20 protein-coding genes are annotated in these 20,373 nt (G+C 65.4%); 12 read left to right on the forward strand and 8 right to left on the reverse strand.

Translation table 11 applies throughout. The features are described from left to right. The first annotated feature begins 72 nt into the window (after positions 1-72). The 6 genes from Q0743_RS19720 to Q0743_RS19745 all read left to right on the forward strand — a co-directional run bounded on the left by Q0743_RS19720 (position 73) and on the right by Q0743_RS19745 (position 6,495). Positions 73-567: a Fur family transcriptional regulator gene (locus Q0743_RS19720; RefSeq protein WP_298243163.1), complete on the forward strand. Its 495-nt coding sequence runs from the start codon at positions 73-75 to the stop codon at positions 565-567. Positions 568-603: 36 nt separating this feature from the next. Then, on the forward strand, positions 604-1,587 hold the full coding sequence (locus Q0743_RS19725; protein ID WP_298243164.1) for a DMT family transporter: 984 nt from the start codon (positions 604-606) through the stop codon (positions 1,585-1,587). Between the two features lie 99 nt (positions 1,588-1,686). Continuing rightward, entirely contained in the window at positions 1,687-2,970 is a 1,284-nt protein-coding gene (ispG, locus tag Q0743_RS19730) for a flavodoxin-dependent (E)-4-hydroxy-3-methylbut-2-enyl-diphosphate synthase (protein WP_298243165.1), read from the forward strand. Between the two features lie 243 nt (positions 2,971-3,213). After that, positions 3,214-4,110, forward strand: coding sequence for a TauD/TfdA family dioxygenase (locus Q0743_RS19735; RefSeq protein ID WP_298243166.1), 897 nt, complete (start codon positions 3,214-3,216; stop codon positions 4,108-4,110). Positions 4,111-4,338: 228 nt separating this feature from the next. Next, on the forward strand, positions 4,339-5,676 hold the full coding sequence (locus Q0743_RS19740) for a Rieske 2Fe-2S domain-containing protein (RefSeq protein ID WP_298243167.1): 1,338 nt from the start codon (positions 4,339-4,341) through the stop codon (positions 5,674-5,676). A gap of 3 nt (positions 5,677-5,679) precedes the next feature. Further along, positions 5,680-6,495 carry an N-acetylmuramoyl-L-alanine amidase gene (locus tag Q0743_RS19745; RefSeq protein WP_298243168.1) on the forward strand — a complete coding sequence of 272 codons (816 nt, stop codon included), beginning with the start codon at positions 5,680-5,682 and terminating at the stop codon, positions 6,493-6,495. Positions 6,496-6,602: 107 nt separating this feature from the next. Here Q0743_RS19745 and Q0743_RS19750 read toward each other — a convergent pair whose 3' ends face one another. From Q0743_RS19750 to Q0743_RS19760, 3 genes are all read right to left on the reverse strand, one after another. Continuing rightward, positions 6,603-8,210: a Na+/H+ antiporter gene (locus Q0743_RS19750; RefSeq protein ID WP_298243169.1), complete on the reverse strand. Its 1,608-nt coding sequence runs from the start codon at positions 8,208-8,210 to the stop codon at positions 6,603-6,605. 48 nt (positions 8,211-8,258) lie between these two features. Beyond that, entirely contained in the window at positions 8,259-9,116 is an 858-nt protein-coding gene (gene bla / locus Q0743_RS19755; RefSeq protein ID WP_298243170.1) for a class A beta-lactamase, read from the reverse strand. Positions 9,117-9,324: 208 nt separating this feature from the next. Then, positions 9,325-9,699, reverse strand: a complete 375-nt coding sequence (locus tag Q0743_RS19760) for a nuclear transport factor 2 family protein (protein WP_212287060.1) — start codon at positions 9,697-9,699, stop codon at positions 9,325-9,327. Positions 9,700-9,792: 93 nt separating this feature from the next. Between Q0743_RS19760 and Q0743_RS19765 the strand changes: the two genes are divergently transcribed. Together Q0743_RS19765 and Q0743_RS19770 are read left to right on the forward strand one after the other, a co-directional pair. After that, positions 9,793-10,221 carry a GFA family protein gene (locus tag Q0743_RS19765; RefSeq protein WP_298243171.1) on the forward strand — a complete coding sequence of 143 codons (429 nt, stop codon included), beginning with the start codon at positions 9,793-9,795 and terminating at the stop codon, positions 10,219-10,221. Between the two features lie 182 nt (positions 10,222-10,403). Continuing rightward, entirely contained in the window at positions 10,404-12,230 is a 1,827-nt protein-coding gene (locus tag Q0743_RS19770) for a caspase family protein (RefSeq protein ID WP_298243172.1), read from the forward strand. A gap of 158 nt (positions 12,231-12,388) precedes the next feature. Here Q0743_RS19770 and Q0743_RS19775 read toward each other — a convergent pair whose 3' ends face one another. Together Q0743_RS19775 and Q0743_RS19780 are read right to left on the reverse strand one after the other, a co-directional pair. Next, positions 12,389-13,081, reverse strand: coding sequence for a DUF1345 domain-containing protein (locus tag Q0743_RS19775; protein ID WP_298243173.1), 693 nt, complete (start codon positions 13,079-13,081; stop codon positions 12,389-12,391). 8 nt (positions 13,082-13,089) lie between these two features. Then, positions 13,090-14,013, reverse strand: coding sequence for a polyprenyl synthetase family protein (locus Q0743_RS19780; RefSeq protein WP_298243174.1), 924 nt, complete (start codon positions 14,011-14,013; stop codon positions 13,090-13,092). A gap of 161 nt (positions 14,014-14,174) precedes the next feature. Here Q0743_RS19780 and mtgA point away from each other — a divergent pair, with 161 nt between their 5' ends. From mtgA to Q0743_RS19795, 3 genes are all read left to right on the forward strand, one after another. Further along, entirely contained in the window at positions 14,175-14,849 is a 675-nt protein-coding gene (gene mtgA / locus Q0743_RS19785) for a monofunctional biosynthetic peptidoglycan transglycosylase (protein ID WP_298243175.1), read from the forward strand. A gap of 169 nt (positions 14,850-15,018) precedes the next feature. Then, on the forward strand, positions 15,019-15,201 hold the full coding sequence (gene rpmF, locus Q0743_RS19790; RefSeq protein ID WP_007598106.1) for a 50S ribosomal protein L32: 183 nt from the start codon (positions 15,019-15,021) through the stop codon (positions 15,199-15,201). Between the two features lie 142 nt (positions 15,202-15,343). Beyond that, positions 15,344-15,997: a hypothetical protein gene (locus Q0743_RS19795; RefSeq protein WP_298243176.1), complete on the forward strand. Its 654-nt coding sequence runs from the start codon at positions 15,344-15,346 to the stop codon at positions 15,995-15,997. 6 nt (positions 15,998-16,003) lie between these two features. Here the strand turns inward: Q0743_RS19795 and Q0743_RS19800 are convergent, their stop codons facing one another. After that, positions 16,004-16,264 (reverse strand): hypothetical protein, encoded by a 261-nt coding sequence (locus Q0743_RS19800; protein ID WP_298243181.1) that lies wholly within the window; start codon positions 16,262-16,264, stop codon positions 16,004-16,006. 220 nt (positions 16,265-16,484) lie between these two features. Here Q0743_RS19800 and Q0743_RS19805 point away from each other — a divergent pair, with 220 nt between their 5' ends. After that, positions 16,485-18,179 (forward strand): bifunctional diguanylate cyclase/phosphodiesterase, encoded by a 1,695-nt coding sequence (locus Q0743_RS19805; RefSeq protein WP_298243177.1) that lies wholly within the window; start codon positions 16,485-16,487, stop codon positions 18,177-18,179. Between the two features lie 101 nt (positions 18,180-18,280). On the opposite strand, the gene Q0743_RS19810 is transcribed toward Q0743_RS19805, so the two are convergent. Both Q0743_RS19810 and Q0743_RS19815 read right to left on the reverse strand, forming a co-directional pair. Beyond that, on the reverse strand, positions 18,281-19,789 hold the full coding sequence (locus tag Q0743_RS19810; RefSeq protein ID WP_298243178.1) for a tripartite tricarboxylate transporter permease: 1,509 nt from the start codon (positions 19,787-19,789) through the stop codon (positions 18,281-18,283). Between the two features lie 4 nt (positions 19,790-19,793). Then, the gene (locus Q0743_RS19815) at positions 19,794-20,279 is read right to left on the reverse strand and encodes a tripartite tricarboxylate transporter TctB family protein (protein ID WP_298243179.1); all 486 of its coding nucleotides are present in this window, start codon (positions 20,277-20,279) and stop codon (positions 19,794-19,796) included. Positions 20,280-20,373 lie beyond the last annotated feature (94 nt).

Raw genomic sequence — 20,373 nt, forward strand, 5'->3', positions numbered from 1 at the left:
GCGAGCATGGCTGGCAGCCGTTTGCAGGGTCGTGCTTTGGGTTCCCGGGCCCAAATGCTAGAACATCGCCGCATGACCCTCGCAAAGCCGGCTTTTCCCGCGCCCGATCACGATCATGGCCGCTGCACCGCGGATGCGCTGGCGCATGCCGAGGAGGTCTGCGAGCAGCGCTCCCAGAAATTCACGCCGATTCGCCGCCAGGTTTTAGGTGCGCTGCTCTCCAGCCACCGCCCGCTCGGCGCCTATGAGGTGATCGACGAGCTCGCCAAATCCATGTCCCGGCCGGCGCCGATCACGGTCTATCGCGCGCTCGATTTCCTGATGGCCAACGGCCTCGTGCACCGCATTGAAAGCCGCAACGCCTATCTCGCCTGTGCCGCCCACGACCACGATGCGACGTCGGCGGTGGCGTTCCTGATCTGCGAGCGCTGCGGCCTGGTCGGCGAGATTCCGTCGGCATCCTTTGCCGGAGATCTCAACGCGGCAGCGCGCAGCTCGGGCTTTGCTCCCAAATTGTCCGTGGTGGAGATCACGGGCGTCTGCACCCATTGTCAGAAAGCTGCATAAAGCAACAACGGCGCAAAGCCGGTTTTTCGGGAAGATATGTCCTCGCCACAAGCCAACCCTTCCGCCGCACGTCCCCTCAGTGCCGGCGCCATCGCCCTGATGCTCATGCTGTGCCTGACCTGGGGGTTCAACCAGATCGCGGTGAAGCTGGTGATGCCTGATATCCCGCCGATGCTTCAGGCCACGATCCGCTCGGCGGGCGCGCTGCCGGTGCTGTTCATCATCGGCACGCTTCGCGGCGTCAAATTCTTCGAGAACGACGGCACGTGGAAGCCGGGCCTGATCGCCGGGCTGATGTTCGGCATCGAGTTCGTGCTGATTTTCCAGGGCCTGCGCCTCACCTCGGCCTCGCGCGCGGTGGTGTTTCTCTACACCGCGCCGTTCTTCGTCGCGCTCGGCTCCTACCAGGTGCTGGGCGAGCGGCTCGGCGCCTCGCAATGGCTGGGCCTTGCCATCAGCTTTGCCGGCGTCGCGCTCGCGATCGGCGTGCCGCAGCCCAATGTCGACGCGCACGTTCTGCTGGGCGACCTCATGATCGTCGGCGGCGCCGCGCTGTGGGCGGCGACGACGCTGGTCGCCAAGGGCACGCGGCTGCGCTTCGCCGCGCCGGAAAAGGCGCTGGGCTATCAGGTCGCGACCTCGATCCCGATCCTGGGGCTAGCGGCCTTTTTGTTCGGCGAGACCATCACGCATACGCCGGCACCGGCCTCGCTCGGCCTGATGGCCTTCCAGGCGATCTGGGTGGTTGGAACCACGTTCACGCTTTGGTTCGCTCTGGTGAAGACCTATTCGGCCAGCAAATTGTCGGCTTTTACCTTCATCACCCCTTTGTTTGGCGTGGTGGGTAGCTATTTCATCATGCACGACACCCTAAGCTTGGCATTCGGGGCGGCTGCCCTCCTTGTAATTGCTGGGCTTTTCCTGGTTAACCGTCCGAGTGCGGCCGTTCAGGAGCTCCCTCTCCCGTTGCCGCAAGCTCGTAAGGGAGCTCCTGAACCGGAGGCCGCACTCGATTCATAAGTTCTTGGTATCCCTTCGAATTCGAAGGGATGCCGCCAAACGGCCGCGGCGCCAGCTGATGCATTGCTGAACGTCACCAAAACCTGATATTTGGACCCCATGAACAAGCCCGAAACATCAATCGATTCCGACATCGCGGGACCTGCACCGCGTCATCGTACCACCCAGGTCAAGGTCGGCGACGTCGCCGTCGGCGGCGGTGCGCCGATCGTGGTGCAGTCGATGACCAACACCGACACGGCCGACATCGACGGTACCATTGCCCAGGTCGCAGCGCTCGCGCGCGCCGGCTCCGAAATGGTCCGCATTACCGTGGACCGCGAGGAAGCCGCAGCGGCCGTGCCGCACATTCGCGACGGTCTCGCCAAGCGCGGTATCAACACGCCGCTGATCGGCGACTTCCACTATATCGGCCACAAGCTGCTCGCCGCCTATCCGGCCTGCGCCGAGGCGCTCGCCAAATACCGCATCAATCCCGGCAATGTCGGCTTCAAGGACAAGCGCGACACCCAGTTCGGCGACATCATCGAGATCGCCAACAAGAACAACAAGCCGGTCCGCATCGGCGCCAATTGGGGCTCGCTCGACCAGGAGCTGCTGACCAAGCTGATGGACGAGAACGCCGCGTCCGCCAATCCGCGCGACGTGCGCGCGGTGACGCGCGAGGCGATGGTGCAGTCCGCTCTGCTGTCGGCCGCGCGCGCCGAAGAGCTCGGCATGCCCAAGGACCGCATCATCCTCTCCGCCAAGGTCTCGGCGGTGCAGGATCTGATCGCGGTCTACCAGGACCTCGCCAGCCGTTCCGATTACGCCATCCATCTCGGCCTCACCGAAGCCGGCATGGGCTCGAAGGGCATCGTGGCGTCCTCGGCCGCGCTCGGCATCCTCCTGCAGCAGGGCATCGGCGACACCATCCGCATCTCGCTGACGCCGGAGCCCGGCGGCGACCGCACCCGTGAAGTGCAGGTCGGCCAGGAGCTGCTGCAGACCATGGGCTTCCGCACCTTTGTGCCGCTGGTCGCGGCATGCCCCGGCTGCGGCCGCACCACCTCGACCACCTTCCAGGAGCTGGCGCGCTCGATCCAGGATTTCATCCGCGACGAGATGCCGACCTGGAAGACGAAATATCCCGGCGTGGAAGAGCTCAACGTCGCGGTGATGGGCTGCATCGTCAACGGCCCCGGCGAATCCAAGCACGCCAATATCGGCATCTCCTTGCCCGGCACCGGCGAAGCGCCGGCCGCGCCCGTGTTCGTGGACGGCAAGAAGTTCCGCACGCTGCGCGGCCCGACCATCTCCGCCGACTTCAAGGCGTTGGTGATCGACTATATCGACCAGCGCTACGGCCAGGGCGCCAAGGTGCCGGTGACGGCGGCGGAGTGATTTCACTCCGCTAGCGCCCACACTCCGCTGTCGTCCCCGCGAAGGCGGGGACCCATAGCCACAGGCCGTGGTTATGGCGCGAGATGGTGATTCCGAGTCTTCGTCCAACTCAATCCGGTGGTTATGGATCCCGGGCTCGCGCTTCGCGCGCCCCGGGACGACGACTGTGTTTGCGGTGCAGATTGCACATCCATCACGGTGCGCTACGATGCCTTCCAATCAAGAACGATCGGGAGACACGCCATGAGCTCACTCGCCGGCAAGCAGGGCCCGCGCTATCGCCACATGGCCGAGGACGGCGCGCCCTACGAGACCATCGCGGTCGAAAAGCTCACCCCCATCATCGGCGCGGAAATCTCCGGCGTCGACATCGGTTCGCTCGTCGATGGCGATGCCGGCTCCAACCAGCAGATGGACGAGATCCACCGCGCGCTCGCCGAAAACCTCGTCATCTTTTTCCGCGACCAGAACATCACGCCGAAGCAGCATCTCGCCTTCGGTCGCAAATTCGGCGAGCTGCATTTCCATCCGGCCGCTCCTCACGAGGACGAAGACCCGGCCTTGATGAAGATCTACGCCGACAAGAACTCGCCGCGGGCCAATGGCGAGGGCTGGCACTCCGACGTGTCCTGCGATCTCGAGCCGCCGATGGGCTCGATCCTCTACATCAAGCAGTGCCCGCCGCGCGGCGGCGACACGCTGTTCGCCAACATGTATGCGGCCTATGAGGCACTGTCCGACCGCATGAAGGCCTATCTCGACGGCCTGACCGCGCTGCACGACGGCGAGCCGATCTATCGCGGCCTTTATGCAAACTACGGCGTCGCCGACCGTCCGTCCTATCCAAACGCCGAGCACCCCGTGGTGCGCACCCATCCGGTCACCGGTAAGAAGGCGCTCTACGTCAATCGCGGCTTCACCCGTCACATCAACGGCATCCCGCGCGATGAGAGCGACGCGATGCTGGCTTACCTCTACCAGCACGCCGAGAACCCGCTGTTCCAATGCCGCTTCCGCTGGACCGAGAACGCCATCGCGTTCTGGGACAACCGCTGCACCCAGCATCGCGCGATGTGGGACTACTGGCCGCACACCCGCTCGGGCACGCGCGTGACGGTGAAGGGGGAGCGGCCGGTTTAGGCTGCTCGTGCCCCGGACGCAGTGCAGCGCTGTCCCGGCGATGCGAAGCATCGTCCGGTTCAGCGGTGCGCTGCAGAGCCGGGGCCCATACTCGCGGCAGGCTGGGTCCCGGCTCTGCGTCGCGTCATTTCATGCCGCGCCGCGTCCGGGACACGGAAGCCGTTCCTGCGTTGACGTCTCCGCATTCCCGCGCCAATCTTCCCGAAAAATACATCGGGAGGATCTTCAATGCTCCGCGCCGAGGACAACAAATTCCTGACCGAGTCCGGCCCCGGCACGGGCATGGGCGAATTGCTGCGGCGGTTCTGGATTCCCGTGCTGCTGTCCGAAGAACTCCCAGAGCCCGACGGGGAGCCGAAAAAGATCGTCGCGCTTGGCGAAGAGCTGCTCGCCTTCCGCGATTCCCGCGGCGTCGTCGGGGTCATCGATCAATACTGCCCGCATCGCGGCGCCAATCTCTGGCTCGGGCGCGTTGAGGAATGCGGCATCCGCTGCGTCTACCACGGCTGGAAATTCGACACCGACGGCCGCTGTGTGGACATGCCGACGTCCTATCCCGATCTCAACGCCAAGGACCTCATTCGCATAAAGTCCTACCCGGTGCGGGAATGGGGCGAGATGATCTGGGCATATATGGGTCCCCCCGAGGCGATGCCCGAGCTGCCCGATCTCGAAATGGCGCTGCTACCGGCCTCGCACCGCTATGTCAGCAAGAAATGGCAGGACTGCAACTGGGTGCAGGCGCTGGAAGGCTCGATCGACACCGCGCATTTCACCTTCGCCCATCTCTCCTTCGACAAGGAGGAGAACGAGATCCTCGATATCAAGAAGCACTTTGTGAATCCGATCGCGCGCATGTCGAGCGATCACATGCGCTGGATCGCGGAGGACCCGCGCCCGGTGATCAAGGTCACCCCGCACGAGGCGGGGCTGACGATTGCCGGTGGCCGGCTCACGGGCGGCGACAATATCTACTGGCGCATTGCGCAGTTCCTGATGCCGTTCCACGCTTATGCGCCGAGCGCGATGCCGGGCGAGAACATTTTTGGCCAGACTTTCGTGCCCGTCACCGACACCAATTGCTGGATCTATACCTATGTCTGGAATCCGGAGCGGCCGCTGACGCAAGCCGAGCGCGACGCCTATGACCGCGGCAACGGCGTGATCGCGGAGGTCGACGACAATTACGTGCCGCTGCGGCACAAGGGCAACGACTACCTGATCGATCGCAAGCTGCAGAAGACCCGGAGCTACACCGGCATCAAGGGCGTGTCCGAGCAGGACGCCGCCGTGCAGGACAGCCAGGGTCCGATCGCCGACCGCACCCGCGAGCATCTCGGCCCGACCGATCTCGGCATCATGCATTTCCGGAAAGTCGTGATGGATCTGGCCCGCGCGCTGCAGCAAGGCGAGCCGCCGCCGCAGGCCGCGCATCAGGACCGCTATGCCGTGCGCTCAGGCGCCTGCGTCACCAGCAAGACCAAGGATCTGCCGGCCGTGATGCTGGAGCGGTTTGGCGATGTCGCGGGCTTTGTCGGCCGCCCGCAGATCGCGGCAGCGGAGTAGCGCGTGGGGCAAGCGCGCAGCATCATCGCCGGACTGGTCGCCGCGATCCTGTTGTCATCGCTTGCACCAGCCGGCCGCAGCGAGGCCGCGGCTGCGCGCAAGGTCGCGAAGACCAGACCGAAGCAGGCGCAAGTGCCCGCCAAGTGCGAAATGCCGAAATTCCGGATCGTCATCGACGTCGGCCACACCCCTGATTCCTACGGCGCCCTCAGCGCGCGCAACGATCCGGAGTTCGGCTTCAATTTCGTTCTTGCAAGACGCATCACGGCGAAGCTCAAATCCGAAGGCTTCGCGGCAACCCGCCTGCTCGTCACGGACGGCAAGGCGCGGCCGAGCCTGTTCAAGCGGGTCAGCGCCGCCAATGACGGCCGGGCGGATCTCTTCCTGTCGGTTCACCACGATTCGGTGCCGGACAAATTGCTCGACACCTGGGAATTCGACGGCGCGAAGAGCAATTTCAGCGATCGCTTTTCGGGGCACTCATTGTTCGTGTCGCAGCAGAACCCGCACTTTACCGCCAGCCTGATGCTGGCACGGATGATCGGCCGGCAGTTGAAAGAGCAGGGCCTGCACTATGCCAACCAGTACACCTTGCCGGTGATGGGTCGCTACCGCCGCCAGCTGCTCGACAAGGATGTCGGCGTCTACCGCTATGATGGGCTCGTCGTGCTGTCGCGCACCAGGAGCGCTGCCGTGCTGCTCGAGGCCGGCTCCATCATCAACCGCGACGAGGAGATGGCGATGAACTCGCCCGAGCGGCAGGAGGCGGTCGCGGGGGCCGTTGCGGCTGCGATGAGGGAGTTTTGCGAGAGGCGGTAGTTTGCCGAGGTGCTTCAACCCCCGTCATTGCGAGCGCAGCGAAGCAATCCAGAGTCTTTCCGCAGAGGCAGTCTGGATTGCTTCGCTGCGCTCGCAATGACCAAAGCCTACAGCGGCACGCCCCTGTACTCCCGGTTCGCCAGGCTCGCCTCCTCCAGGTCCAGATCCCGCTCGATCCGCCGCCGCGTCTCGTCGGTGATCTGGCCGTCGCGCAGGAGGTTGTGGATGAATTTTCGTTCCGCGGCGATCAGGTCGCGGGTCAGCGCGGTGCCGGCGGCGGAGACGTCGTGGTGCGTAGGGTCGAGTGAATCAGGCAGTTGGTTGACCCGGATCTCGTGACGCGCACGTAATAGCCGCATCACCTCGTCGGAGACGTCCTTCTCCTCGGTCAGCGCGTCGAGCGATTTCAGCGCGGCATCCAGCGCCTGACGCCGTGCCGTGATCTCGGCCTCATGCTCGGCGACGTGCTCGTTGCGGCCGGCCTGTGCGACACCGAGCCAGCGCACCACCGGCGGCAGCGTGAGGCCGACGCCGATCAGCGTGACGAAGATGACGCCGAAGGCCACGAACAGGATCAGGTCGCGATAGGGGAAGGCGTCGCCATCAGGCAGCGTGAACGGCAACGCCAGCGCCGCCGCGAGCGACACCGCGCCGCGCACGCCGGTGAAGGCGAGCACGAACGGCCATTGCCAGGGCGGCGACGGATCGCGCCGGCGCAACGATTTGCTGAGCATCCGTGGCAGATAGGTGGCGGGATAGAGCCACGCGAAACGCGCGATCACGATAATCACCAGCACCAGCGCGGTCGCGATCAGGATGTCGTCGAGCGGGAACGTCTTCGATTTCTCGTAGAGCGCGCGCATCTGGAAGCCGGTGAGCAGGAACAGCACACCCTCGATCAGATAGATCACGAGGTCCCAGAAGAAGATGCCTTGCAGTCGCGTCGCCGAGGAGATCAGCAGCGGGCCGTTCCAGCTCACATAAAGCCCGCAGGCGACGGTCGCGATCACGCCGGAGCCGCCGAGATGCTCGGGCAGCCAGTAGGAGACGTAGGGCGTGATCAGCGACAGCGTCAGCTCGACCTGCGGATCCCCGGACCATTTGCGGAAGCGAAGGGAGAGCCAGCCGACGCCGATGCCGAAGGCGATCTCGCTGGCGACGATGAGGAGGAACTCGCCGGCCGCGAGCGGCAGCGAGAAATGCCCGACCATGATCGCGGCCAGCGCGAAGCGGTAGAGGATCAGCGCAGTGGCATCGTTGGCGAGCCCTTCACCCTCGAGGATGACCAGAAGCCGCCGCGGCATGTTGAGCCGGCGCGCGATCGCGAGCGGTGCCACCACGTCGGGCGGCGCGACGATGGCCCCGAGCAGGAAGCCGATGGTCCAGGGCAGGCCGATCATGTAGTGCGTGGCAGCCGCCACCAGCGCCGCGGTGAAGATCACCGCGCCGACCGCGAGCAGCACGATCGGGCGCAAATTATTCTTGAACTCGCGCCAGCTCATGGCGACGCTGGCCGAATAGATCAGCGGCGGCAGCACCATCAGCAGCACCAGTTCCGGCGGCAATTCCACCGGCGGCATGCCCGGCACGAAGGCGAGGCCGACGCCGGCCAGCATCAGCAGGATGGCGGGCGCGATGTTGAAGCGGCGCGCGGCAAGCGCGGTGCCCGCCAGCACGGCGAGCAGGATGAGAAAGGTCTGAAATTTCGCTTCCATGGCGGTCTGTCTTGACCCGGAAGCGACTGCTGCGTCAATGCGCGGGGCTCACGCCAGCCGCTCGGCCACCATGCGTCCGATGCGCGCGAAGGCGGCTTCGATCTGCGCCGGATTCGGCGTGCCGCCCTGGGTGTAGGCCGTGATCAGGATGGGCGTGTCGGGCTTGGGCCAAGCCACTGCGATGTCCCCCGCGGCGTCCTTGCCATTGTAGCCGGTCTTGTCGCCGATGCTCCAGCTGGCGGGCAGACCGCCACGCAGCCGGTTCGCGCCGGTCTTGCAATCCACCATCCACGCCGTGAGCTGGGTGCGCGAGGCCGGTGACAGGGCTTCGCCCACCACCAGGCGCCGCAAATTTCCCGCCATCACCATCGGCGTCGTGGTGTCCTGGGGATTGCCGGGCGGCGAGCGGTTCAGCTCGGGCTCGTTGTGGTCGAGCCGCGAAATGGTGTCGCCGAGCGACCGCCAGAACGCGGTGAGCGCGGCGGGGCCGCCGATCCGCGCCAGCAGCAGATTGGCGCAGGTGTTGTCGCTGAGCTCGACGATCGCCTTGCACATGTCGGTGACGGACATCGCACCCGCCGCGAGATTCTGCTTGGCGACCGGCGCATATTCCAGCAGGTCGGCCTTGCCGTAAGGAATCATCGCTGCGAGCTGCTCCTCGCCGCGATCGACCCGCGCCAGCACGCTGGCCGCGAGCGAAGCCTTGAAGGTCGAGCACATCACGAAGCGCTCTTCGGCGCGCCAGGCGAGCTTCTTGCCGGTCGCAAGGTTCTCCGCATAGACCCCGATCCGTCCGCCGCTCTCGCGCTCGTAGGATTCGAGCTCGGGCGGCGCCTCCGCGGCAAGCGCCGGAGACGCGGCCATCCAGGCGAGTGAGGCGAGCAGAGAGCGGCGGTCGAGAGGCATGGGAGGCTTTCGGGAAGTGGAGGTGGGAGATCAAGCGCTCGCTTCATCCGCATCGTCATTGCGAGCGCAGCGAAGCAATCCAGAGTCTTTCCGCGGAGGGATTCTGGATTGCTTCGCTGCGCTCGCAATGACGGGGTGAGAGCGGCGCCCGCAATAATGGAGGATGGCGCGCGAGTGCGTCCGATTTCGGGCGGTGGTTGAAGACCCCTCAGTCCCTCAAATCATAGCGATATGATTTCGACACGATCTGCCAGCCGTCGGCGAGCTTCATCGCCACCAGATAGTCGGTGAAATAGCGTGGTGGCAGCTGGCATCGCACCTTGATGAAGGCGGTCTTGTCGTCCGAGCGGTCGATGGTGACGATGAAATCCTCGCGCGGCTTGCCTTCGGCCTTGCCGGAGGGACGCTTGCGCACACGGTCGAGCCAGTCGGGCACGGTCAGGACCTGCAATTCGCCCTTCTCGACCCAGCGCAAATCCGCGGAGGGGTGGAAGATGGCGCCGAGTTTCTCGGCGTCGCCCTCGTAAAGGCCGTCGAAATAGGATTGCACGACGGCTTCGACGCTCGACCGGTTCTGGCTCATGGGTCATCCTTTTGCATGATGGCTTGGGGCGAACTTAGTCGTACGCATCGAAATGCGCTATGGGTGTGTCAGCCATTTGCGCCAGGGCATGCCATGACCGGATCAGAAAAATCGAATGCTCGTATCCTGATCGGCGAATGCTATTGCCGGACTGTCAGGTTCGAGGTGGCCGATGCGTTCTCCTATGCGATGAACTGTCACTGTTCAAACTGTCGCCGGACCACCGGCTCGGCCTTCAAGCCGTTCGCCGGCATCGCGCAGGACAAGCTCCACATCGTCCGGGGCGGCGACCAGCGGCTCATTTTTGGCGACGACACCACCCATGACGCCCATTGTGGGCGATGCGGCTCGCTGCTTTATTCCCGGGTGCGCGAAGGACAATGGGTCCACGTCGCCATGGGAACCCTGGTCGATGCCCCTTCGATCCGGCCCAGCGCCCATATTTTCGTGGCCTCGAAGGCGCCCTGGCACGAAATTACAGACGATCTGCCGCAATATCGGGGGCATATCGGCGATGCCTGAGGAAACTCGTTCGATCCGCCCGCCTGGCCGCGAACCGCGACAGCGCTGGCGCGACAAACAAAGGGGGGTTTTCGGGTTGCTGGAGGCGCGGCCTTCGTGACCTCCATCACAAGCACCGCCGCCAGATCCTGCTAAAGCGGTTCCAAAGGGGCTTGAACGTCCCGAACTTCGGAAGTCGTGTCATGCGCAAACTGCTCGGACTCTGCCAGCTTCTCCTCGCCGCAGCGCTGCTGTTCGGCTCCGGTCCCGCTTTCGCGGGCAACCGCGTCGCGCTGGTGCTTGCCAACTCGGCCTATCGGCACGCGCCGCCGCTGGCCAACCCCGTCAATGACGGTGCGGTGATGGCGAAAACGCTGAAAGAAGCCGGATTCGACATCGTCGATTTCCGGCAGGACCTGTCGGCGCAGGATACGCGGCGCGTGCTGCGCGACTTCGCAGACACCACCCGCACGGCCGACATCGCCGTGGTCTACTATGCCGGTCACGGCATCGAGGTCGAGGGCTCGAATTATCTGATCCCTGTCGACGCCAAGCTCGAGCGCGACACCGACGTCTATGACGAGGCGCTTTCGCTCGATCGCGTCCTCGTCGCCGTCGAGCCGGCAAAGCAGCTTCGTCTGGTGATCCTGGACGCCTGCCGCGACAATCCGTTCGGCAGGACCATGAAGCGCACCATTGCCTCGCGCGGCATCGGCCGCGGTCTCGCCCAGGTCGAGCCGACCAGCCCCAATACGCTGATCGCCTACTCGGCGAAGGCAGGCTTCACGGCTCAGGACGGCGACGGCGCCAACAGCCCCTTCACGGTCGCGCTGTCGCGGCATCTGACGACGCCGGGCCTCGATGTCCGCCGCGCCTTCGGCTACGTGCGCGACGACGTGCTCAAATCGACCGGCAACAAGCAGGAGCCGTTCGTGTACGGCTCGCTCGGTGGTGAGGATGTGCCGCTGGTTCCGGTCAAGGTGGCGACTGCCGCGCCGGCAGCGCCCGTGGTGAACCGGCAGGCCGACATGCGCCGCGACTACGAGCTCGCGCTCCAGGTCGGCAACAAGCCGGCGTGGGAAGCTTTCCTCGCCCAGCACCCCGACGGCTTCTATGCCAACCTCGCCAAGCTCCAGATCGACAAGATCCAGGCCGAGCAGGCCCATGCAGCCGCGATCGAGAAGGCGAAGCAGGCCGAGGCCGAGCGGGATCGTCTCGCCGCTCTCGGCGCCCAGAAGGACGCGCAGGCCAAGGCTGCGGCCGATGCCAAGGCGGCCGAGCAGGCGCAGCTTGCCGCGCAGAAGGCCAAGGAGCAGGCGCAGCAGCAGGCGGCCGCCGCCGAGCAGCAGCGCGTCAATCTTGCCGCCGCGGCGCCGAGCGCCGCACCGGCCAGCACCGCGAGTCCCGCCGGCACCAGCGTCGCCTCGCTGACGCCGGCCACCGCGCCGGCGGATCTCAGCCGCTCGGTGCAGACCGAGCTTGGCCGGGTCGGATGTTTTTCGGGGCAGGCCGACGGCAACTGGAACACCTCCTCGCGGCGCTCACTGTCGCAATTCAACCGCTATGCCGGCACCAAGCTCGACGTGAAGGTCGCGAGCACCGACGCGCTCGATGCGGTCAAGGCCAAGCCGGCGCGGGTCTGTCCGCTGGTTTGCGAGCACGGCTTCAAGGCCGACGGCGACAAGTGCACCAAGATCGTTTGCCGTGAGGGCTATGCGGTCAATGACGACAATGAGTGCGAGAAGCAGCGCGCCGCAAAGCCGGCCAAGCCTGCAACGGCAAGGCGCGACGACGGTGATGAGCGCCCCGCACGGCAGCGCCGACAGGCCGGCGGAGCGGCAGCCGGAGCCGCCGGGGGCTACGGCGCTGCGGCCGGCATTGCCGCCGCGGCTGGTGCCAGCCGTCCCTCGGGTGGCGGGCAGATGTTCTGCAACAGCACCGGCTGCCGCCCTGTCAGCCGTGGCTGCCATCTCGAATATCGCGGCGGTGGCGGCCCCGCCAATGACGCCAATGCCGAGGTCTGCAATTGAGGGCTTAATCTCCCTCCGTCGTCCCTGCGAACGCAGGGACCCATAACCACAGACGGCTGTTTGGCGAAGACTTTCGGTTGAGAAGCCTTCGTCGGTACTGCTCTCGTCTTCCAGCGATAAATCACGCGGTATGGGTCCCTGCGTTCGCAGGAACGACGTCAGGCCGAGATGGCGCTCGCGGCAATGTTGACCGTCAGTGCCAGCAAGGCCGTGTTGTAGATGAACGAGACGATCCCATGCGCCGTGGCCGTGCGGCGGATGGTCTTGTCGGTGATGCCGACATCGGAGACCTGCGCGGTCATGCCGATCACGAACGAGAAATAGACGAAGTCCCAGTAGTCGGCGTGGTCTTCCTTGTCGCCGCTCGGGAATTGCAGGCCGCCCGGCTTGGCGTTGCGGTAGTAATCATGAGCGTAATGCAGCGCGAAGGTCGTGTGCACGGCGGCCCATGACAGCGCGATCGTGGTGATCGCGATCGAGAGCTCCAGCACGCCGCGATGTGGCGTGCCGAGCTCGGAGACGATCGCCGCGATGCTGGCGAAGGCGCCGGTCGCCGTCACCAGCAGGATCACGAAGCGGCCGTCGTCCTGCATCGCGGCGGCGCGGCGGATGTGCTGGTGGTCGTTGCACAGCATCATCGCATAGACCAGCATCAGATAGGCTGCGATCAGCGCATCCCAGCCGAACAACAGCCGCGTCACCAGCCGGTACGAGCCAGGCAGTAGCAGGCTGACCAGGATGCCGACCGCAAGCGCGATAAAGGTCCGCGGCCGGGCATAGATCAGCCGCACCGGCCGCGACATTTTGCGGAAGCGGGCGAGGACGGGATCTTCTTTGCCCTCGACCGCCATCGGTGTCGTCAGCTCTTCCGCTCGGCGACGAAACGCGCGGCGGCCTGCAGCACGGCGGCGCGATCGCCGAAGATCGAGACGGCGCTGTCGGCGCGCGCGAGCAGGTCGCGGACGCGCTGCTTGGCGCCTTCGATGCCGAGCTGGGTGACGAAGGTGGTCTTGCCGAGCACGGCGTCGGCGCCGGCCGGCTTGCCGAGCGCGGCCGCATCGCCCTCGACGTCGAGCAGATCGTCGGCGATCTGGAAGGCTTCGCCGAGCGCGCGGCCGTAATCGTCGAGCGCCTGATATTCTTTCTGCGAGGCCTGGCCGAGGAGTGCGCCGGCGATGCAGCCGTAGCGCAGCAGCGCGCCGGTCTTCATCTGCTGAATGCGGGCGACATCGATCGGCTCGTTGCCGCCGAAGCGGCCTTCGCCGGCGAGGTCGAGGATCTGGCCGCCGACCATGCCGCCGATGCCGGCGCAGCGTGCCAGCGCGCGCGTCAGCAGCAGTCGCACATTGGCGTCGCGATGGATCTCGTCGCGGGTGACGATGTCGAAGGCGAGCGTCAGGAGGCCGTCGCCGGCGAGGATCGCGGTGGCGTCGTCGGTCTGCTTGTGCAGGGTGGGGCGACCGCGGCGCAGGTCGGAATTGTCCATCGCCGGCAGATCGTCGTGGATCAGCGAATAGCAGTGGATGCATTCGAGCGCGGCGCCCACGAGCAGGGCCGCTTCGCGCGGCACGCCGAACACGGCTGCGCTTTCGACCACCAGGAACGGCCGCAGGCGCTTGCCGCCGTTCAGGCTCGAATAGCGCATTGCGTCCATCAGTCGCTTGGGCCGGGCGATCTCATCGTGCAGGATGTCGTCCGACAGCAGGCGCCCGAGCAGGGCCTCGGTGTCATCAGCGGTCTTGTCCAGACGTTTGGCGAAATCGGACGGGGACGTGCCGGTCATCAAGAAGGGCTCCAGAACTAAAATTCGGCGGGACAATCCTTTATGCGCCCGCCCCAGTCAATCGTTTGGAAGGCCTAAAAAGTGCTGGAAAAGGCCCGGATTATCACAGACTTAATAGGGTGATCCGTGGCCGCTGCTCGTTCCATGCCGGAAAGGTCGATTTGCGCATCGTCAAAATCCTGCTCGTAGTGCTCGCGGTCGTCATTCTCGCGCCCTATGTGATCGCGCCGTTCTACCGCACCGGCCATCCCGTTTCGACGCTGATGGCCTGGCGCTCGCTTCGCGGCGCGCCGATGCAGCGGGAATGGATCGATCTGGCGGCGATGTCGCCCTCACTGCCGCGATCGGTGATCGCAGCCGAGGACGCCCATTTCTGCAAGCATCACGGCATCGATTGGGGCGCGCTGCGCGAGGCGATCGACGACGCGAAAGAGGACGGTACGCCGTTCCGGGGCGCCTCCACGATTACCCAGCAGGTCGCGAAAAACCTGTTCCTCTGGCAGGGCCGGGATTTCGTCCGCAAGGCACTCGAATTCCCCTTGGCGCTCTGGATCGATCTGGTCTTGCCCAAGCCGCGGATCCTGGAGATTTACCTCAACATCGCCGAGTTCGGCCCCAAGGGCCAGTTTGGCGTCGAGGCCGGCAGCGCCTACGCGTTCGGCAAGTCGGCGGAGGACCTTTCGCCCCGGGAGGCGGCCCTGCTGGCCTCGATCCTGCCGAATCCGGTCAAACGCAGCGCCAGAACCCCCGGCCCGGGTGTCCGGCGGCTGGCGGCCACCTATATGGCGCGGGGGCAGGCAAGCGCGCTCGCGACCTGCTGGCCGGAAAATCGCTGATTTTGAGCCCATTCCGGGCATATTTTCCGGTCCAAGAGCCTAGCTTTACGGCCAGCCTTCCTCTATAAGCCCGGCCTTGATCGGCATTCAGCTCGCCTCGGATTGCGGGTGCTGAGCCGTCCCTTCGCGGACGATGCCCTGATGACACCAATCCCTAGAGGATATTGAAATGGCCGTTCCGAGAAGAAAAACCTCGCCGTCGCGCCGTGGCATGCGCCGCTCGGCTGACGCCATCAAGAAGCCGACCTATGTGGAAGACAAGGACTCCGGCGAGCTCCGTCGTCCGCACCATCTCGACCTCAAGACCGGCATGTACAAGGGCCGGCAGGTCCTGAAGAAGAAAGAGTCCTGAGTTCAGGACCTTTCTCCGGGCAGGATGATTTCGTCTGCCTGATTTCGGCCCACCCATGAGATAGACAGTGACGGCGGCGGAGCGAATGCTTCGCCGCCGCATTGTCCTGTCCGGATATCATGATCGAGAAGGCGTTCTGCCGATGGTCGGTTTTCCGCTGCTTCTGATTCCGCTCGCGGTGTACAACATCATCGCCTTCCTGATGCCGACCGTCTCCTTTACGGACGTGCTGTTCAGGGTGCCGATGATCACGGGCGAAGCCTGGCCGGTGACGCTCGCCGATCTCCTGCTCGCGCTGGGCGTGGTGCTGCTGCTGCTCGAAGTGGTCAAGGGCGCGCGGCCGGGATCGAAATTTCTGATGGATCACCTGTTGTCGCTGATCCTGTTCGGCGGAGCGGCCGCCGAATTCGTGATGTGGCCCAAATTCGGCAACTCCACCTATTTCCTGCTGGTGCTGCTGGCGATGGCGGATTTCCTCGGCGGCATTGCCCAGCGCACGCGCCGCCGCGTCACCTATGTCGCCGAGACGACGGTGCCGGCGCCGCGCAAGGCCAAACGCCGGGCCGACGCGCCGGCGGAGGATGCGGCGGCCGAGCGCAAGTTCGAGCCGGTCATTGCGCCGCAGCCGGCATCGGCCGAACCTCCGGCGCCCTCGGCGCAATCCGTCGCGGAATCCGTGCTGATGGATCATCCTGCGCCCAAGCCCGTGCAGGGCGCGACTTCGCCGGAAATTCCCTCGCCGCAGCTTCAGCCCGGCAACGGCACGCCGCCGCCGTCCGACACCCCGCCGCGCTGACCAGCCTCAAGCCACCTGCCGTGTCCGCGCGCTGACGCTTTGCAGCGGGCGCTTGCTGCCATAGGCCGTCATCGCATCCTCGGAAGAGGCGCGCCGCAGCCGGCTGGCCTGGGGCGCGTGCTCGGCATTGGCGATCAACTGTGTGACGAAGCTGGGATCGGGGCGCGACAGCGGCGCCTTGTGGACCCACCGCAATGTCGGCATCAGCGGCACGAGGGCCGTGCCGGTTTGCCGCTCCGTCTCTGTCGATCCATCCGCATTCACCATCACAGCACCGTTCATCCGCTCCAACTGGCGCGTTTCGGGACATGGGCGCCGTTGCATGTGATGGTCTCGCAAGGCCCATGCCGGCCGAGCGTAATCGTTCCTGGGCGCCTCGGGAACGTGGTTTCCAAATTGTTTATGAACTTTGCCTAGGGTCGAAGGCGAATCTGGCCGTATCCTGTGCCGACTCAGGACTCCCCCGCTGTCCCGAAACGAGGCGATTTTGACCCCTGCATTGCCGCAAGCCTCCGACATTCTGGCCGCGCTCGGTCAGGCCGTGTTCGCCTGGGACATCGCCAGCGATGCCATCGTTTGGGGTGACCAGGCCGCGAGTGTCTTCCCGGGCATTCCCGCCGAGCGGCTGGCGACCGGCGCCGAATTCGCCAAGCTGATCGAGCCCTCGCCATCGCTGCGCACCGCCGCACTCGCGCAGACCTCACCCGTTCACGGCGCCGACGGCACGCCCTACCGGGTCGAGTACGGCGTCCGCATGAGCGCCGCCGATCCCGTGATCTGGATCGAGGAGACCGGCCGCTGGTTCGCCGGCGCCGACGGTCGCCCGGTGCGCGCGATCGGCTCGGTCCGCATCAACAATGAGCGTCATGCCCGCGACGAGGAGCTGACCAAGCTGGCCCGGCTCGATCCGCTGACCGGCGAGCTCAACCGCTCTCATTTGATCGCGGCGCTGGCCGAGGCGATCGAGGAGACCACCCGCTTCCGCTCGACCGCCGCCTTCATGCTGGTCGGCATCGATCATCTCGTCCGCGTCAACGACGCCTTCGGCTTCGACGTCGCAGACGCCGTGATCCTCGACATCGCAAAGCGTATCCGTTCGCGCCTGCGCGGCGGCGACGTGCTCGGGCGCTTTTCCGGCAACAAGTTCGGCCTGATCCTGAAGAACTGCACCGTCGACGACATGAACGTCGCCGCCGAGCGCTTCCTCGCCGGCATCCGCGACGAGGTGGTGCCGACCAAATCCGGTCCGGTTTCGGTCACCGCGTCGATCGGCGCAGTCAGCCTGCCGCGCTATGCCCGCAATACCGACGAGGCCGTCAACCGCGCCCATGAGACGCTGGATGCCGCCAAGCGCCGCCGCGCCGGCTCGTTCGCCGTATGGCGCCCCGACGCCACGCGCGACGCACAGCGCCGCGTCAACATCCGCGTCACCGACGAGATCGTCACCGCGCTGAACGAGCGCCGCATCAAGCTCGCCTACGAGCCGGTGGTGTCCGCCGTCTCGCGCGAGCGCGCGTTCCACGAATGTCTGGTGCGGATGGATCAGGGCGACGGCCAGGTGCTGCTCGCGCCCGACATCGTGCCGGTCGCCGAACGGCTCGGCCTGATCCGCCTGGTCGATCATCGCGTGCTCGAGCTCGTGGTGGCCGAACTCGCGGCTGCGCCCGACGTCAGCCTCAGCCTCAACATCTCGCCTGACACCACCATGGATCCCGATTGGTGGGCCGGAATCGAATCGCTGATGCAGGCGCATCCCGGCGTCGCCGAGCGGCTGATCGTCGAGATCACCGAGACGGTCGCTATCCAGGACATCGACGACGTCCGCGCCTTCGTCGGCCGCCTCAAGCATTTCGGCAGCCGCATTGCCATCGACGATTTCGGCGCCGGCTACACCTCGTTCCGAAACCTGCGCAAGCTTGGCGTCGACATCGTGAAGATCGACGGCGCCTTCGTGCAGAACATCACCCATTCCGCCGATGATCGTGCCTTCGTGCAGACCCTGATCGACCTCGCCCGCCGCCTCGACATCAAGACGGTGGCCGAATGGGTGCAGGACGAGGAAGCCGCCAACATGCTGCGCGACTGGGGCTGCGACTACATCCAGGGCCGCCTGATCGGGCTGGCTTCCGCGGAACGGCCGTGGGGCGCTCCGCCTGAGAATGTGCTGCCTGCGGCGAGCTGAGGCGCTGTAGGGTGGGCAAAGGCGCGTTTGCGCCGTGCCCACGATCGTTCTCAATTTCGACAAAAGACGTGGGCACGCTTCGCTTTGCCCATCCCACGCGATCACGCCCCCTCGTCCAGCGCCACCAGATCGCGCTTCCTGCGCAGTGACGGCAGCAGCGGGGCGATCAGCAGCACCATTGCGAATACAAGGCACACCGCCGAGATCGGCCGTTGCACGAAGGTCCAGAGATCGCCCTGCGACAGGATCAGCGACTTGCGCAAATTGTTCTCCATCATCGGTCCCAGCACGAAGGCCAGCACAAGCGGCGCCGGCTCGTAGCCGAGCTTGCGCATGAAATAGCCGATGATGCCGAACGCGATCATCACATAGACGTCGAACACGTTGTTGCTGGAGCAGTAGACGCCGAGGATCGTGAACAGGATGATCAGGGGGAACAGGATGTTGTAGGGCAGCTTCAGCAGCTGCACCCACATGCCGATCATCGGCAGGTTCAGGATCAGCAGCATGACGTTGCCGATATACATGCTGGCGACGATGCCCCAGAACAGGCCGGGGTTTTGCGTGATCAGCAGCGGTCCCGGCTGCAAGCCGTGAATGACGAAGGCCCCGAGCAGCAGCGCCATCACCACATTCGGCGGGATGCCGAGCGTCATCAGCGGAATGAAGGCGCCGCCCGCCGCGGCGTTGTTCGCCGATTCCGGCCCCGCGACGCCTTCGATCGCGCCATGGCCGAAGCGCTCGGGCGTCTTCGACAGCCGCTTCTCCAGCGCGTAGGAGGCAAACGACGCCACCACCGCGCCGCCTCCCGGCAGGATGCCGAGGAAGAAGCCGAGGACGGTGCCGCGGCCGACTGGACCGGCGCTCGCCGTCCAGTCCTCGCGGGTCGGCAGGAGATGGGTGATCCTGGTGTTGATGATGTCGCGCCTGATCGCCTGCTCGGTGTTGAGCAGCACCTCTGCAACGCCGAACAGGCCCATCACGACGGGCACGAGCCCGATACCGTCGATCAGCTCCATGCGGCCGAAGGTCAGACGCGGCTGCGCGGTGATGCTGTCGAGCCCGATCAGTCCGAGCACGACGCCAATGCACGCCATCAGCAGCGCCTTGGGCATCGAGCCCTGGGTCAGGAAGGTGAGCACCACGAGGCCGAGCACCATCAGGCTGAAATATTCGGCCGGGCCGAACGCGATGGCGACGCTGGCAAGCTTCGGCGCCACCAGCATCAGGGCGATCAGCGCAAACGTGCCGGCGATGAACGAGCCGAAGGCGGAGATGCCGAGCGCCGGACCCGCGCGGCCCTGTTTCGCCATCTGGTGGCCGTCGATGCAGGTGACGACGGAGGCAGCCTCGCCCGGGATATTGACCAGGATCGATGTGGTCGATCCCCCATACATCGAGCCGTAATAGATGCCGGCCATCATGATGATGCCGGATTCCGGCGTGCCCGACAGCGTCACGGGCAGCAGCAGCGACATCGCCGAGATCGGCCCGATGCCCGGCAGCACGCCGACCAGCGTGCCGATGAAGACGCCGATGAAGCAATAGAGCAGGTTGACCGGCAGCAGCGCGACGCCGAAGCCATGGGCGACGTTGACAAGCGTATCCATGGGGTCAACCGATTCCGAACAGGCCCGAGGGAAGCTGGATCAACAGCAGCCGCTTGAGCACCCACCACATGCCTGACGGCACCAGCACGGCAATGGGAACTGCCAGCGTCCAGCGCACGGGATCGATCAGCCGCAACAGCAGCAGCATCAACGGAATCGACGACAACAGGAAGCCGAGCGGCTCCAGTGCGACGGAGAATGCCGCAAGACAGGCGATCAGCAGGAGTGGTTTGCTCCAGCGCACATTCTCCCAGCGCGAGGCCAGCGTCGGCCCCCCCTCGGTGAGTGCCGAGACGATGATGGACCCTGCGAACACGCACATCAGAATGCCCGTGTAGAACAGCACGTAGCCGGAGCCGGGATCGTTGATGGTGCCAAGCTTGAGCTTCATGCCCGACCAGATCACGAAGCCGCCGAGCCCGAGCCCGACCAGGCCACCCCAGAGTTCGGAATTGTTGAGGCGGAGCTTGACGTTGGTTTGGTTGTTCATTTGAGACGCCTTGAGATCACCGTCGTCCTGAGGTGGCGGAGCGCAGCGTAGCCCTCGAAGGGCGACGGTGCCCCGATCCATCCTTCGAGGCGAG

Source organism: uncultured Bradyrhizobium sp. (assembly GCF_936943645.1).
GTDB lineage: Bacteria > Pseudomonadota > Alphaproteobacteria > Rhizobiales > Xanthobacteraceae > Bradyrhizobium.

Excerpts from the sequence above, each read along its gene's own strand:
- Q0743_RS19780 (WP_298243174.1), bottom strand. The coding sequence starts at position 14,013 with ATGACCGGCACGTCCCCGTCCGATTTCGCCAAACGTCTGGACAAGACC.
- Q0743_RS19800 (WP_298243181.1), bottom strand. The coding sequence starts at position 16,264 with ATGGTGAATGCGGATGGATCGACAGAGACGGAGCGGCAAACCGGCACG.
- ispG (WP_298243165.1), top strand. The coding sequence starts at position 1,687 with ATGAACAAGCCCGAAACATCAATCGATTCCGACATCGCGGGACCTGCA.
- Q0743_RS19765 (WP_298243171.1), top strand. The coding sequence starts at position 9,793 with ATGACCGGATCAGAAAAATCGAATGCTCGTATCCTGATCGGCGAATGC.
- Q0743_RS19760 (WP_212287060.1), bottom strand. The coding sequence starts at position 9,699 with ATGAGCCAGAACCGGTCGAGCGTCGAAGCCGTCGTGCAATCCTATTTC.
- Q0743_RS19735 (WP_298243166.1), top strand. The coding sequence starts at position 3,214 with ATGAGCTCACTCGCCGGCAAGCAGGGCCCGCGCTATCGCCACATGGCC.
- Q0743_RS19740 (WP_298243167.1), top strand. The coding sequence starts at position 4,339 with ATGCTCCGCGCCGAGGACAACAAATTCCTGACCGAGTCCGGCCCCGGC.
- Q0743_RS19775 (WP_298243173.1), bottom strand. The coding sequence starts at position 13,081 with ATGGCGGTCGAGGGCAAAGAAGATCCCGTCCTCGCCCGCTTCCGCAAA.
- Q0743_RS19750 (WP_298243169.1), bottom strand. The coding sequence starts at position 8,210 with ATGGAAGCGAAATTTCAGACCTTTCTCATCCTGCTCGCCGTGCTGGCG.
- Q0743_RS19810 (WP_298243178.1), bottom strand. The coding sequence starts at position 19,789 with ATGGATACGCTTGTCAACGTCGCCCATGGCTTCGGCGTCGCGCTGCTG.
- rpmF (WP_007598106.1), top strand. The coding sequence starts at position 15,019 with ATGGCCGTTCCGAGAAGAAAAACCTCGCCGTCGCGCCGTGGCATGCGC.
- Q0743_RS19725 (WP_298243164.1), top strand. The coding sequence starts at position 604 with ATGTCCTCGCCACAAGCCAACCCTTCCGCCGCACGTCCCCTCAGTGCC.
- Q0743_RS19795 (WP_298243176.1), top strand. The coding sequence starts at position 15,344 with ATGGTCGGTTTTCCGCTGCTTCTGATTCCGCTCGCGGTGTACAACATC.
- Q0743_RS19770 (WP_298243172.1), top strand. The coding sequence starts at position 10,404 with ATGCGCAAACTGCTCGGACTCTGCCAGCTTCTCCTCGCCGCAGCGCTG.
- Q0743_RS19815 (WP_298243179.1), bottom strand. The coding sequence starts at position 20,279 with ATGAACAACCAAACCAACGTCAAGCTCCGCCTCAACAATTCCGAACTC.
- Q0743_RS19720 (WP_298243163.1), top strand. The coding sequence starts at position 73 with ATGACCCTCGCAAAGCCGGCTTTTCCCGCGCCCGATCACGATCATGGC.
- bla (WP_298243170.1), bottom strand. The coding sequence starts at position 9,116 with ATGCCTCTCGACCGCCGCTCTCTGCTCGCCTCACTCGCCTGGATGGCC.